The following is a 13,109-nucleotide window of genomic DNA, read 5'->3' on the forward strand; positions in this document are numbered from 1 at the left end:
TCGCCTACGCACCGGCACCTGACCGGCGGGACGGCCGCGAACCGCCGCTGACGCGGCGGCCCCTCCTCGAGGTCGGGGCGTGCGTGGCCCGGATGGTGGGACTGCTGGCGTCGCCGGGTCAGGCCAGGCGGGGGGTGGTGCCGAGGAGGGTGTGGACCGCGGTGCGGCCGATGTCGAGGGCGCGGGTGAGCAGGTCGGTGTCGCGGGCGGCGCTGTCGATGGCGGGGGCGTCGGCGGGCGGGTGGACCTGCAGGACGCGGTCGCCGAGGCCGGCGAGGAAGCTGTCTTCGACGGCCTGCTGGCCGGGGCGCTGGGACCAGGCGCGGAAGGCGCCGGGGGCGATGGCACGCATGTAGCCGCCGCCGACGATGCGGTGCAGCAGGGGTGCGGCCGGGCGGACTTCGTCGGTGCGGCGGGTGCGCAGGACCAGCGCGTGGGTGGTGCCCGCCGCGACGGCGGTGCGGATCGGGACGGTCTCGGACAGGCCGCCGTCGAAGTAGCTGCGGCCGCCGAGATCGACCGGGGGACCGGCGAGCAGGGGCAGGCCCGCGGAGGCGCGCAGCGCGGTCATCAGGGTGGTTTTGTCCACGATGTGCGGGCCGAGGTCCACCGAACGGCCGGTGCGGACGTCGGTCGCGATCGGGTGGAAGGTGGTGGGGTTGGCCAGGATCGCCGGGAAGTCCATCGGCTCGATGCCGTCGTAGACGTGGTGCACCAGATAGCGCAGATCGAAGACCGGGCGCCCGCGCAGGATCCGCACCGGATCGACCACCCGGCGCATGATCGTCGCGTCGGTCCAGGACCGCATGCCCGTCGCCGCGCGCCCGCACAGCAGCCACGCCCCGTTGATCGCACCCGCCGACGTGCCGTACACGGCGTCGAACACCCCGGCCAGGCCGAGCTCCTCGAGCGCCTGCACCATGCCGCTGGAGTAGACACCGCGGCTGCCGCCACCCTCGATCACCAGCGCCAGGCGATTCCCGTCGCTACGGTTCCCGGCCTCACGTCGAGCCCGGATCACCTCGGCGACCGTGGCCGGACCCGGTGAAGCCGACGGGTCCTGATCGATGCGCGCACTGCTGGTCACCCGACCCACGATACGACAGGGTGCCCGAGTCCGGCCTGGTCGGATGCATGATCTTCGCCGCCCGTTCACCGGGTCGCGGCGAATGTGTCGAAACGACGACGGGCGCCGGTCGAGGTCGACCGGCGCCCGTCTATGTCGTGCGTACTACTTGATCTCCGCCAGGACCGTGCCCTGGGTGATCGCGGCGCCCGCCTCGACGGCCAGCCCGGTGACGACACCGGCCTTGTGCGCGTTGACCGGGTTCTCCATCTTCATGGCCTCGAGCACCACGATCAGGTCGCCCGCCTCGACGGTCTGGCCCTCTTCGACCGCGACCTTCACGACGGTGCCCTGCATGGGCGCGGTGACCGCGTCACCGGAGGCCGCACCGGCACCAGCGCCGCCACGCTTACGCGCCTTCGGCTTCTTGCGGATGACGCCGGCGCCGTTACCGGCCGAACCGGCGGCACCGCCACCGAGGGTGAACTGACCGGGCAGCGACACCTCGACGCGACGGCCACCGACCTCGACGACGACCTTCTGCCGGGGCAGGTCCTCCTCGTCGTCCTCGGCGACGCCACCGGCCGTGTACGGCTCGACGGTGTTCTTCCACTCGGTTTCGATCCACTTGGTGTAGACGTCGAACTTCTCGCCGTCACCGATGAACGCCGGGTCCTCGACGATCGCGCGGTGGAACGGGATGACCGTCGCCAGGCCCTCGACCTCGAACTCGGCCAGTGCGCGGCGGGCACGCTGCAGCGCCTGGTCGCGGTTCTCGCCGGTGACGATCAGCTTGGCCAGCATCGAGTCGAACTGACCGCCGATGACGCTGCCCGCGACGACGCCGGAGTCGACACGCACGCCGGGGCCGGTGGGCTCGCGGTAGATGTTGACCGGGCCGGGGGCGGGCAGGAAGCCGCGACCGGCGTCCTCACCGTTGATCCGGAACTCGAAGGAGTGGCCACGCGGGGTGGGGTCTTCCTTGATCGAGAGCTCTTCGCCGTTGGCGATCGCGAACTGCTGACGCACCAGGTCGATGCCCGCGGTCTCCTCGGTGACCGGGTGCTCGACCTGCAGGCGGGTGTTCACCTCGAGGAAGGACACGGTCTCGCCCTGTACCAGGTACTCCACGGTGCCCGCGCCGTAGTAGCCGGCCTCGCGGCAGATGCGCTTGGCGGAGTCGTGGATCTTGGCGCGGACCTCGTCGGACAGGAACGGCGCAGGCGCCTCCTCGACGAGCTTCTGGAAGCGGCGCTGCAGCGAGCAGTCGCGGGTACCGGCCACGACGACGTTGCCGTGCTGGTCGGCGATGACCTGGGCCTCGACGTGGCGGGCCTTGTCCAGGTACTGCTCGACGAAGCACTCGCCGCGGCCGAAGGCGGCGATGGCCTCACGGGTCGCCGACTCGAACAGCTCGGGGATCTCCTCGATGGTGTGCGCGACCTTCATGCCGCGGCCACCGCCACCGAAAGCGGCCTTGATGGCCACCGGGACGCCGTACTCCTTGGCGAACGCGACGACCTCGTCGGCGTTCTTGACCGGGTCCTTGGTGCCCGCGGCCATCGGGGCCTGCGCGCGCTCGGCGATGTGGCGCGCGGTGACCTTGTCGCCCAGGTCGCGGATGGACTGCGGCGAGGGGCCGATCCAGATGAGCCCGGCGTCGAGGACGGCCTGGGCGAAGTCGGCGTTCTCGGAGAGGAAGCCGTAACCCGGGTGGATCGCGTCGGCGCCGGACTTGGCGGCGGCGTCGAGGATCTTGTCGAACACGAGGTACGACTCGGCCGAGGTCTGACCGCCGAGGGCGAACGCCTCATCGGCGAGCTTCACGAAGGGAGCGTCGGCATCGGGCTCGGCGTACACCGCGACGCTGGTGATCCCCGCGTCCTTGGCAGCCCGGATCACGCGGACCGCGATCTCGCCGCGGTTAGCTACGAGTACCTTCGTGATCCGTGCGCTGGCATGGCTGGGCACTGAGCCTCCTGTGTGCAATCTTTGGTCGCTTCGGGGGACGGGTCGCCGTGTAGGCCCCGTGCCCGGTATCGACAACTTTCGTCTCGGGCGAGTGTAGGCAGTGTGCCAATTCGGCCCGAACTCGGCTAGCCCTACTGTCGAGTAGGTCGCAGGTCACACTACGCGGCACTCTGTGATGTGAACATGTTTCAAATGATTCGATTCGGAACACCCGGCTCGGTGCCCTGCGCGATCGGCAGCCGCACCGAGTTGCCCCATTCGATCCACGAGCCGTCGTAATTGCGCACCGACCTGCGGCCGAGCAGAAAGGTCAGAACGAACCAGGTGTGGCTGGAGCGCTCGCCGACCCGGCTGTAGACGACCAGGTCCTCGGCGGGCAGCGCGCCGTAGACCTCGTCGAGTTCGGCCCTGGACCGGAAACGGCCGTCGCTGTTGCAGGCCTGCGTCCACGGAATGTTCACCGCGGTCGGCACGTGCCCGCCGCGCAGCGTGGCGTAATCCTGGTTGAGCGGCTTGTCCTCGAGCTCGCCCGAGTACTCCTGCTCCGAACGCACGTCGACCAGGGGGCCGCCGAGCCGGGCCAGCACCTCGTCGCGGAACGCGCGCGCCACGGTGTCGTCGCGCTCGACGTGGGGATAGTCGCCGGGGGACGGGTAGGGCAGGTCGAAGGTGGTGTCGCGTTCCTCGGAGATCCAGGCGTCGCGGCCGCCGTCGAGCAGGCGCACGTCCTCGTGCCCGAAAAGGGTGAAGATCCAGGCGGTATGCGCTGCCTGGGCATTGCCGCGATCGCCGTAGATCACCACGGTGTCCTCGCGCTGGATGCCCTTGGCGCGCATCAGCTCGGTGAAGCGGCGGCCGTCGACGTAGTCGCGGGTCACCGGGTCGCTCAGGTCGCCACGCCAATCGATTTTGACCGCACCGGGGACATGGCCGATGTCATAGAGCAGGATGTCATCGTTCGACTCGATGATCTTCACACCGGGCACCCCGATGTTTGCGGACAACCATTCTGTGGTTACCAATCGATGCGGGACTGCGTAGGAACCGAAGGCGGGGTGCGGATCCGGGGCGACGGGCACGGTGTGGTCCTTCACGCGAGAGTATGGGCGGGTGCGACAGTGCGCTGAGGTCGCAGCCGATGGTATGTCTGTGTCGGCACATCACGAATCGACACAATGGTCGAATAAAGCGCAGAGCTGTCCGATAAAGTCTCTGGAGAGGAGGGGTGAGCTATGTCCGATTCTTGGCCGCGGCGGCGACTGCTCGCGATCCTACGTGGCGCCACCGAGCCTCTCGACGCCCAGGAACTGGCCAGAATCACCGGACAGCATGTCACCACCGTCCGTTTCCACCTCGATGTGCTCACCCGCGAATCGCTGGTCCGCCAGTTCCAGCAGCCGCCGCGCGGCCGTGGACGCCCGCGGATCGGCTATCGCGCCGTGCAGCGCTCGGTGGGATACCAGGAACTCGCCCAGGTCCTCGCCGACCACCTCGGACCAGACCCGATCACCCGCTCCGCCGCCGCGGTCGCCGCGGGGCGCGCCTGGGGGGCACGGATGGACATCGGTACGCATCCGGTGGAGACGCTGGCCGATGCCAGGGACATCACCATGTCGCTGATGTCGGAGCTCGGGTTCGCGCCGGAGAAGGACCCGGTCGGGGAGACGGCCGAGCACGTGCAGATCAACCTCACCGCCTGCCCGCTGCGGGAACTGGCCCGCTCGCACTCCGAAGTGGTGTGCGGGGTGCACATGGGGCTCATGCGGGAAGTGCTGGAGCGCAACGGCGCCCGCGGCCGGGTCGACGTGCGGCTGCATCCGTTCGTCGAGCCGGAACTGTGCACGGCCAGGCTGGAACTGACGCTGGGCGCGGAGAACTCCGCGCAGGCATCCGGAGCGCCCGTGACCGGCGAACAGCCGGTGATCGCGCCGTCAGGCCCGCGAATCCCGCCACAGCTGCGTGACACCGACGCCGACGTCTTCGAGCAGCCTGCGCAACAGCGGTAGCCCGATCCCGATGACGCTGGACGGGTCGCCCTCGATCCGGTCGACGAACCAGCCGCCGAGCCCGTCCAACGTGAACGCACCCGCGACCTGCAGTGGTTCGCCGGAGGCGATGTAGGCGTCGAGCTCGTCCGGGCCGGGTTTGGCGAAATGCACCGTGGTGCTGCTGCACTCCTCGGACTCGGCGACGATCGCGCCGTCACGCAGCCGCAGCACGCAATGTCCGGTGATCAGATCGGCGCTGCGGCCCGCCATCCCCGCCCAGCGGGCGCGGGCCACCTCGGGCGTGTGCGGTTTACCTTGCAGCTGCCCGTCGACGAGCAGCATCGAATCGCAGCCGACGACGACACAGTCGGCGGCGAACTCGGGAATCGACGCGGCGACGTCGACGGCCTTGGCGCGAGCCAGGGCGATGACGACATCGGGCGAGGAGGTATCAGGGGGGAGCGCGGCCGACACCGCGTCCTCGTCTACACCCGAGACGCGCACGACGGGGTCGATACCCGCCGTGCGCAGGATCCCGAGACGGGCGGGGGACGCGGAGGCCAAGACCAGCCGGGTCACCCGGATCAGCGCAGGTGCGACAGCAACGGGTACGCGTACGGCGAGAACGGGGACGTGCCCCGGTGCAGCAGCGTCGCTTTGCCCCAGTTGTCGGACGGGCCGGTCGCGCCGCCTGCGGGGGCGCTCGCGGCCGCCGCGCTCAGCACGGCGACCAGGGCCGCGATATCCGCATCGGTCGGCGAGCCCTTGATGATGCGGAACATCGGCTCACCGAGGCTCTCCGCGGGCTCGTCGGCAACCGCGCTCACAGACAGTTCGACCTCGTCGACGAGTGGTTCGACGGCGAGCTCCAGCTCGGCGGCGGTCAGCACGTCTTCTTCTGCCACAGTTGTCACAGTGCCAGATCCTTCCTGCTTCGGCCGGGAGATCTCCCCGGTGCGAAGCTTGGGTACTTCGATGTCTTACAGCGCGGTTGACGCGATCATTCCCGGTAGGGACGCGACGATCAATAGTTGCGTCATAGCAACCAGTGTGCGCGGCCTACCGGGGTTATCGCGCGATCAGAGCGGAATGTTGCCGTGTTTCTTCGGCGGAAGGGTCACCATCTTGCGCTCGAGCAGTCGCAGCGCCGACACGATCTGGCCGCGCGTGTGCGACGGCGGGATGACCGCGTCGACGTAGCCGCGCTCGGCAGCCACGTACGGGTTCACGAGGGTGTCCTCGTACTCGTTCTGCAGCTCGAGGCGCAGAGCGTCCACGTCGGCGCCGTTCTTGGCGGCCTCCTGCAGCTGCTTGCGGTAGACGAATCCGACGGCGCCGGAAGCGCCCATGACGGCGATCTGCGCGGTCGGCCACGCCAGGTTCACATCGGCGCCCATGTGCTTGGAACCCATGACGTCGTAGGCGCCGCCGTAGGCCTTGCGGGTGATGATCGTGATCTTGCCCACAGTGGCCTCACCGTAGGCGTAGAGCAGCTTCGCGCCGCGGCGGATGATGCCGTTGTATTCCTGGCCGGTGCCGGGCAGGAAGCCGGGCACGTCGACCAGGGTGATGATCGGGACGTTGAAGGCGTCGCAGGTGCGCACGAAGCGCGCGGCCTTCTCCGAGGCGTCGATGTCGAGGCAGCCGGCGAACTGGGTCGGCTGGTTGGCGACGATACCGACGCTGCGCCCGTCGACGCGACCGAAGCCGCAGATGATGTTCATCGCGCGCTCGGCCTGCACCTCGAGGAACTCGTCGTCGTCGAGCAGACGGCGGATGACCTCGTGCATGTCGTAGGGCTGGTTCGGCGAGTCCGGGATGATCGTGTCGAGCTCGATGTCCTCGTCGGTGAGGGAGTCCTCGATCGCGCCGTTGATCGGATCGGTCGGCGCGTGCCGCGGCGCCTCGGCGCGGTTGTTGCTCGGCAGGTAACCCAGCAGGTCCTTGACGTAGTCGAGGGCGTCCTGCTCGCCGGAGGCCACGTAGTGGGCGACGCCGGACTTGGTCATGTGGGTGTGCGCGCCACCCAGGTCCTCCATGGTGACCTCTTCACCGGTGACGGTCTTGATCACGTCGGGACCGGTGACGAACATCTGCGAGGTCTGATCGACCATCACCACGAAGTCGGTGAGCGCGGGGGAGTACACGTGGCCACCGGCGGCGGGGCCCATGATCAGCGAGATCTGCGGGATCACGCCGGAGGCCTGCACGTTGCGGTGGAAGATCTCGCCGTAGAGACCGAGGGAGACGACGCCCTCCTGGATGCGCGCGCCCGCGCCCTCGTTGATGCCGACCAGCGGACGGCCGGTCTTGAGCGCCAGGTCCATCACCTTGACGATCTTCTCGCCGTAGACCTCGCCGAGCGAGCCACCGAAGACGGTGACGTCCTGGGAGAAGATGCAGACGTCGCGGCCGTCGATGGTGCCGTAGCCGGTGACGACGCCGTCGCCGAGTGGGCGGTTGTTCTCCAGGCCGAAGTTCACGCTGCGATGCTTGGCGAGGGCGTCGAGCTCGACGAAGGAGCCTTCGTCGAGCAGGGCGAGGATGCGCTCACGCGCGGTCATCTTGCCCTTGGCGTGCACCTTGTCGACCGCGGCCTCACCCATCGGGTGTTGCGCTTCTTCCAGCCGATTCCGCAGATCAGCCAGCTTCCCGGCGGTGGTGTGGATATCGGGGGCGCCCGCCGATTCCGATGCGGGCTGCTGCTGGACACTCGTCATGGGTTGCGAGTGTAACGAGTGACACCTCGTAGCACTACGGCAGTCTCACTTACCGACCAGTAGAGAAACCGCAGCTAGGTACGTCTCACAGGCCTGTAGCCGCAGGCCTAGTAGCCTGCCGGGAATGAACAGGGCACCGATCGATGCGCAGCGTCTGCAGAGCTCCTCGGCCGCCGGGCCGCTGTCGTTCTACGAGCGGATCGACGTCGTCGAGTCGACCGGATCGACCAATGCCGACCTCGTCGCCAGGGCCGCCGATTCGACCGCCGACCGGCAGGCACTGCTCGCCGAGGAACAGGTCAGCGGCCGCGGCAGGCACGCCCGCACGTGGGTGAGCCCGCCGCGCGCGCAGATCTCGCTGTCGATCCTGGTGCGGCTGCCCGACATCGACCCGACCACGCTGGGCTGGCTGCCGTTGCTCACCGGCGTCGCGGTGGTCGACGCGCTGCGCCGCTCCACCGGCGCCGACGCGGAACTGAAGTGGCCCAACGACGTTCTGCTCGGCGACCGCAAGCTCGCGGGCATCCTGGCCGAGGTCGCCGCGACCGGCGCCGCGCCCGCCGTGGTGGTCGGCATCGGCCTCAACGTCGATCTCGACGAGTCCGAACTGCCTGTCCCGCACGCGACTTCGCTGACGCTGGCCGGTATCGACACCGACCGCACCGAGCTCGTCGCCGCGATCCTGGCCGAATTCGCCGCCCGGTTCAGCGCCTGGCAGCAGGCGGGCTGGGCGACGAGCGAGATCGCCGCCGCCTACCGCCAGCGGTGCGCGACGATCGGCGTCGAGGTGCGGGCCGAACTGCCCGGTGGCCAGGTGATCACCGGGGTCGCGACCGGCATCGACGACACCGGCAGGCTGCTCATCGGCGACAGCGCGGTCTCGGCGGGCGATGTGTCGCACCTGCGCGGACAGTACTGACGGCGGCCCCTGGTGGCCGTCGGCCAGGTACGCCTGACCGACGGGCTCCGGATTTCTCAGCGGGCGGCGACCCCGGCCCCCTTGCGCTCGGCGACCTCACGTTCGCGCGCCAGCAGCCGATCGCGTTGCTCCTCGAACTTGAGCACATCCTTCTCCAGCTTGTCCAGGAACCGCGCGAGTTCGTCGCGTGCCACCTCGCCCGCCGGCCCGAAATCGTTGCGGCCGAAGACGTTCCACTGCTTGAGCACCGGCAGCACCACCTCGTCGAGATGCTGGCGCAGGTCGTAGATGCCGTGCTTGGCCATCAGCACGCCGTTGCGCCGCCAGTTCGGCATGCCCGCGCCGGGCATCTCGAAGTTGGTGAGCACCTTGGTGATCGCGGGCATCGCCTGATCGGGGACCAGGTCCAGCGCCGCCGCGCACAGGTTGCGGTAGAAGATCATGTGCAGGTTCTCGTCGGTGGCGACGCGGGCGAGCATGCGGTCGGCGACCGGGTCGTCGCAGACGCGACCGGTATTGCGGTGGCTGACCCGGGTTGCCAGCTCCTGGAACGTCACATACGCGACATTGACCAGGAATCCGCCCCAGTTCGCCGGCGCGTGCGCGCCCTGGGTCATGTGGATCATCCTGGCCTCTTCCAGAGCGACCGGGTCGACGCCGCGGGTGACCACCAGATAGTCACGGATCACGATGCCGTGCCGGTTCTCCTCGGCGGTCCAGCGACCGACCCAGGTGCCCCAGGCGCCGTCCTGGGAGAAGTTCTCGGCGATCTCACGGTGGTAGGACGGGAGATTGTCCTCGGTGAGCAGATTGGTGATCATCGCGGCCTTGGCGACCTCGGTGAGCCTGGATTGTCCTGGCTCCCAATCGATTCCGCCCATCGCGGCGAAATTGCGGCCCTCGTCCCACGGGACGTAATCGTGCGGATTCCAGTCCTTGGCGATGGAAAGGTGCCGGTTGAGATTCTGTTCGGCCACCGGCTCGAGGGCGGTGAGGATTTCGAGCTGAGTCAGAGCTTTGGTCACGCGTGCCTCCACTGTCGGGTGTCGAGCAAGCAGAATTGGGCAAAACCTGGCATCTAGCGTGGAATCCACAGTATCGCCTCGGCCGTGGCATCGGGAAATGCGGCCTCGCAACGGGGTATCGTTCGGCCATGGGGTACCCGGAGGACGTTCTCGCGCCCGACGAACAATTGATCCTGCATCGTCACCCGCACTGGAAGATGCTGGTGTGGCCGGTCGTCACGTTGATCGGCGGCACCGCGATCGCCGGCTTCCTCGGCGGGCTGGCCTGGCGTAACACCGAGGGGTCGGTGCGCACGGTGCTGCTGCTGCTCATCGGGCTGATCTGGCTCGGGCTGATCCTGTGGCGCTGCGTCGGCAAGGTGATCAGCTGGAAGTCCACGCATTTCATCATCACCGACCGGCGGGTGCTGGTGCGCCAGGGCGTGATCACCCACACCGGCATCGACATCCCGCTCAGCCGCATCTCCAGCGTGCAGTTCGAACACGGCGTGTTCGACCGGGTGCTCGGTACCGGCACGCTGATCATCGGCTCGTCGTCGGAGGAACCGCTCGAATACGACGACATCCCCCAGGTGCAGCAGGTGCACGCGCTGCTCTACCACGAGGTGTTCGAGGCGGGCAGCAGTCGCCGTGACCAGGCGTGGGGCGGTTACCGGTGAGCTGTCGGCCCACCGCGACCGAGATCCGTAATCTGAGCACATGACCGCCGTACTGCTCGCCGAAGACGATGAGGCGATCGCCGTCCCGCTCTCGCGCGCCCTCGGTCGCGAGGGATATACCGTCACTGTCGAGCGGTTCGGCCCCGCGGTGCTGCGCCGCGCCCTCGAGGGCAATCACGACCTGCTGATCCTCGACCTCGGCCTGCCCGGCATGGACGGGCTCGAGGTGTGCAGGCAGGTCAGGGCCAGCGGTGCCGATCTGGCGGTGCTGATGCTCACCGCGCGCACCGACGAGGTCGACTTCGTCGTCGGCCTCGACGCGGGCGCCGACGACTACGTCGGCAAACCGTTCCGGCTGGCCGAGCTGCTGGCCAGGGTGCGAGCCCTGCTGCGGCGCAGCGGAATCGGTGACGACGCGGTGGAGGTCGGCGGGATCCGGCTCGAGCCCGCGGCCCGGCGCGTGCTGGTCAACGGGGCCGAGGTGAACCTGGCCAACAAGGAGTACGAGCTGCTCAAGGTGCTCATCGACCGGGCAGGTCAGGTGGTGCCGCGCGAGACGATCCTGCGTGAGGTGTGGGGCGACGCGGATCTGCGCGGCTCCAAGACGCTCGACATGCACATGTCCTGGTTGCGCCGCAAGATCGGGGACGAGGGGCCGATGGCGGAGCGGCGCATCGTCACGGTGCGCGGTGTCGGATTCCGGTTGAACACCGACGGGCCGTCCACCGCGAGCAGGGGCTAGTGCGCCGCCGCATCCTGCGCTCGATCCTGACCGTGCTGACCATCACCACGGTGGTGCTCGGCGTGCCGCTGATCTACACGGCGTGGCTGTGGGTCGAGGACATCACCCGCAACGATCTGCAGAGCCGCCTGGAACGGGTCGCCGCCGAGGTGATCGCCCAGGAACGCCTCGACGGCACCGTGCCCGACGGCCTCGACGTGCGGGCCATGCGGGCACTGGTGCCCGAGGGCGGCAAGCTCACGATCGTCTATCCGGCGCCGCACGACAATGCCGCGCGCACCGATATCGGCGTCGAGCACGTCGAGGATCCGCTGGTCGAATCGCTGTCGATGGGCACCTCCGGTTCGCTGCGGCTCGAGGTGCCCGCCGGGCCGATGCACGCCCGCCAGGAGCAGGCCGTCGCCGCGGTCGCGCTGGCCGTGCTCGCCTCGCTCGGCGCCGCCTTCTCGGTCGCGGTGGTCACCGCGCGCCGGGTCGCCGACCCGCTGCGTGACGTGGCGGCCCGCGCCGCCCGGCTGGCGATGGGCGACTTCCGGCCCGACCCGCGCAGGCACGGCATCGCCGAACTCGACCGCGTCTCGGACGTGCTCGACTCGGCGACGGTCGAGATCGCGGGTCGTCTGCAACGCGAGCACGCGCTGGTCGCCGACGTCTCGCATCAGCTGCGCAGCCGCCTGACCGCGGTGCGCCTGCGCCTGGACGAGCTGTCCACCCACGCCGACCCCGAGGTCGTGCACGAGGCCGAGGAGGCCATGGCCCAGGTCGACCGGCTCACCGAAGCCATCGACGATCTGGTCCGCGCCTCCCGCGACGAGGACGCCGCCGACCGCGATCCCGTCCCGGTGATGGCCGAACTGCGCGGCGTGATGGCCGAGTGGGCCCACCCCTTCACCGAGGAGGGCCGCGAACTGCGCCTGATCGGCGACGAGTCCCTGCGCGCCCCCATCACCGGTTCGCGGCTGCGGGAGGCCGTGGCGGTGCTGGTCGACAATGCCTTGATGCACGGCGGCGGCACCTGCACGGTGTCGGTGCGCACGGTGCCGACGATGAGCTCCCGCGATCCGCTGATCTGCGTGGAGGTGGCCGACGAGGGCGAGGGCATCCGCGACGAGCTCGCGCCGCACGTCTTCGACCGCGGATTCTCGGCGGGCGGGTCGACCGGCGTCGGCCTGGCCCTGGCGCGCGCCCTGGTGGAAGCCGACGGAGGTCGTTTGGAACTCCAGCGTCGCCGCCCGGCGCTGTTCGCGGTGTTCCTCGGGTCGAAGGTCAACCGGCCGCCGAACGCAGCGCTCACGGAGCCGCGCTGAGGGTAGGTGACCACCACGTTTTCGGCCGCCTCGCATCCGATGGGCGAGACGGAACGCCGAAGGCGCAGTATCGCCCCTCGGATGCGAGGTCACGAGGCCGAAACCCGCGGCGCCAGCCGCTATGTCAACTGCGGCCGAGGGGTTCCTGTTCCTCTTCGATCAGGTCCTCGAGCTCGGCGACGATCTCGTTCATCTCGTCGGGGAACACCCAGCGGCGCATCGCCCAGAACCGGAACGCCATCTGCAGCAGGTTGCCGATGATGAACGCGCTGACGAAGTCGGCGACGTTCTCGGTCAGGAAGCTCACGTTCGGCTGCCGCAGGTCGAACACGTAGCTCGAGATCCACAGCGGGATATTGCTCAGGATCACGCCGATGCCGCTGACACCGAAGAACAGCAACGCCTCGTGATGCTTCTCTCGTCCGCCGCGATTCTTGAACGACCATTCGCGGTTGAGAATGTAGGAGGCGATCACGGCGACCACGCCGGAAATGATCTTGGCGGTGACCGGTTTCTCGGACAGCACCGTCCATTTCAGGAGGTAGAACAGGCCGCTGTCGATCACGAACGTCGTTGCGCCGACGATGGCGAACTTGATCAGCTCTTTATGCCGGAACGCTAGCTCGCGCAGGCGCGGAGGAAGGACGCTGACCACGTCGTCGACGATTGACACGAGTTCCGAGTGTACCGGTAGCAAAGATTCGCTTTCGAC

13 protein-coding genes are annotated in these 13,109 nt (G+C 68.7%); 5 read left to right on the forward strand and 8 right to left on the reverse strand.

Translation table 11 applies throughout. From position 1 onward, the window contains the following. Nucleotides 1–118: 118 nt before the first annotated feature. The 3 genes from IEY60_RS21195 to IEY60_RS21205 form a co-directional block, all read right to left on the reverse strand. A complete protein-coding gene (locus tag IEY60_RS21195) occupies nucleotides 119–1,087 on the reverse strand; it encodes a patatin-like phospholipase family protein (protein ID WP_189030916.1) in 969 nt (322 codons plus the stop codon). A 144-nt stretch (nucleotides 1,088–1,231) separates the two neighbouring features. After that, on the reverse strand, nucleotides 1,232–3,037 hold the full coding sequence (locus tag IEY60_RS21200; RefSeq protein WP_189030918.1) for an acetyl/propionyl/methylcrotonyl-CoA carboxylase subunit alpha: 1,806 nt from the start codon (nucleotides 3,035–3,037) through the stop codon (nucleotides 1,232–1,234). A 188-nt stretch (nucleotides 3,038–3,225) separates the two neighbouring features. Continuing rightward, nucleotides 3,226–4,116 carry a sulfurtransferase gene (locus IEY60_RS21205; protein ID WP_189030920.1) on the reverse strand — a complete coding sequence of 297 codons (891 nt, stop codon included), beginning with the start codon at nucleotides 4,114–4,116 and terminating at the stop codon, nucleotides 3,226–3,228. 153 nt (nucleotides 4,117–4,269) lie between these two features. On the opposite strand from IEY60_RS21205, the gene IEY60_RS21210 reads away from it, so the two are divergent. Further along, nucleotides 4,270–5,043, forward strand: a complete 774-nt coding sequence (locus IEY60_RS21210; protein WP_189030922.1) for a helix-turn-helix transcriptional regulator — start codon at nucleotides 4,270–4,272, stop codon at nucleotides 5,041–5,043. Here the strand turns inward: IEY60_RS21210 and IEY60_RS21215 are convergent. The 3 genes from IEY60_RS21215 to IEY60_RS21225 all read right to left on the reverse strand — a co-directional run bounded on the left by IEY60_RS21215 (nucleotide 4,969) and on the right by IEY60_RS21225 (nucleotide 7,745). After that, nucleotides 4,969–5,604, reverse strand: coding sequence for a Maf family protein (locus IEY60_RS21215; RefSeq protein ID WP_189030924.1), 636 nt, complete (start codon nucleotides 5,602–5,604; stop codon nucleotides 4,969–4,971). The two genes, IEY60_RS21210 and IEY60_RS21215, sit on opposite strands and share 75 nt — an antisense overlap. A 5-nt stretch (nucleotides 5,605–5,609) precedes the next feature. Then, nucleotides 5,610–5,939, reverse strand: a complete 330-nt coding sequence (locus IEY60_RS21220; RefSeq protein WP_229740003.1) for an acyl-CoA carboxylase epsilon subunit — start codon at nucleotides 5,937–5,939, stop codon at nucleotides 5,610–5,612. 165 nt (nucleotides 5,940–6,104) lie between these two features. Further along, nucleotides 6,105–7,745, reverse strand: a complete 1,641-nt coding sequence (locus IEY60_RS21225; RefSeq protein ID WP_189030926.1) for an acyl-CoA carboxylase subunit beta — start codon at nucleotides 7,743–7,745, stop codon at nucleotides 6,105–6,107. 124 nt (nucleotides 7,746–7,869) lie between these two features. Between IEY60_RS21225 and IEY60_RS21230 the strand changes: the two genes are divergently transcribed. Next, nucleotides 7,870–8,664 (forward strand): biotin--[acetyl-CoA-carboxylase] ligase, encoded by a 795-nt coding sequence (locus tag IEY60_RS21230; RefSeq protein WP_189030928.1) that lies wholly within the window; start codon nucleotides 7,870–7,872, stop codon nucleotides 8,662–8,664. A 56-nt stretch (nucleotides 8,665–8,720) separates the two neighbouring features. Here the strand turns inward: IEY60_RS21230 and IEY60_RS21235 are convergent, their stop codons facing one another. After that, the gene (locus tag IEY60_RS21235; RefSeq protein ID WP_189030930.1) at nucleotides 8,721–9,689 is read right to left on the reverse strand and encodes an acyl-ACP desaturase; all 969 of its coding nucleotides are present in this window, start codon (nucleotides 9,687–9,689) and stop codon (nucleotides 8,721–8,723) included. Nucleotides 9,690–9,817: 128 nt separating this feature from the next. On the opposite strand from IEY60_RS21235, the gene IEY60_RS21240 reads away from it, so the two are divergent. The 3 genes from IEY60_RS21240 to IEY60_RS21250 are packed head-to-tail and all read left to right on the forward strand — an operon-like array spanning nucleotide 9,818 to nucleotide 12,397. Then, on the forward strand, nucleotides 9,818–10,348 hold the full coding sequence (locus IEY60_RS21240; protein WP_189030932.1) for a PH domain-containing protein: 531 nt from the start codon (nucleotides 9,818–9,820) through the stop codon (nucleotides 10,346–10,348). A gap of 40 nt (nucleotides 10,349–10,388) precedes the next feature. Further along, complete coding sequence (locus IEY60_RS21245) at nucleotides 10,389–11,090, forward strand: response regulator transcription factor (protein ID WP_189030934.1); 702 nt, start codon at nucleotides 10,389–10,391, stop codon at nucleotides 11,088–11,090. After that, nucleotides 11,090–12,397 carry a sensor histidine kinase gene (locus IEY60_RS21250; protein WP_189030936.1) on the forward strand — a complete coding sequence of 436 codons (1,308 nt, stop codon included), beginning with the start codon at nucleotides 11,090–11,092 and terminating at the stop codon, nucleotides 12,395–12,397. The genes IEY60_RS21245 and IEY60_RS21250 overlap by 1 nt, the downstream gene beginning before the upstream one ends. A gap of 124 nt (nucleotides 12,398–12,521) precedes the next feature. On the opposite strand, the gene IEY60_RS21255 is transcribed toward IEY60_RS21250, so the two are convergent. Next, entirely contained in the window at nucleotides 12,522–13,070 is a 549-nt protein-coding gene (locus IEY60_RS21255) for a GtrA family protein (protein WP_189030938.1), read from the reverse strand. Between the last annotated feature and the right edge of the window lie 39 nt (nucleotides 13,071–13,109).

Source organism: Nocardia rhizosphaerihabitans (genome assembly GCF_014646295.1).
Lineage (GTDB): Bacteria > Actinomycetota > Actinomycetes > Mycobacteriales > Mycobacteriaceae > Nocardia > Nocardia rhizosphaerihabitans.

Coding starts and splice junctions, on each gene's coding strand:
- IEY60_RS21210 (WP_189030922.1), top strand. CDS start 4,270: ATGTCCGATTCTTGGCCGCGGCGGCGACTGCTCGCGATCCTACGTGGC.
- IEY60_RS21225 (WP_189030926.1), bottom strand. CDS start 7,745: ATGACGAGTGTCCAGCAGCAGCCCGCATCGGAATCGGCGGGCGCCCCC.
- IEY60_RS21230 (WP_189030928.1), top strand. CDS start 7,870: ATGAACAGGGCACCGATCGATGCGCAGCGTCTGCAGAGCTCCTCGGCC.
- IEY60_RS21240 (WP_189030932.1), top strand. CDS start 9,818: ATGGGGTACCCGGAGGACGTTCTCGCGCCCGACGAACAATTGATCCTG.
- IEY60_RS21245 (WP_189030934.1), top strand. CDS start 10,389: ATGACCGCCGTACTGCTCGCCGAAGACGATGAGGCGATCGCCGTCCCG.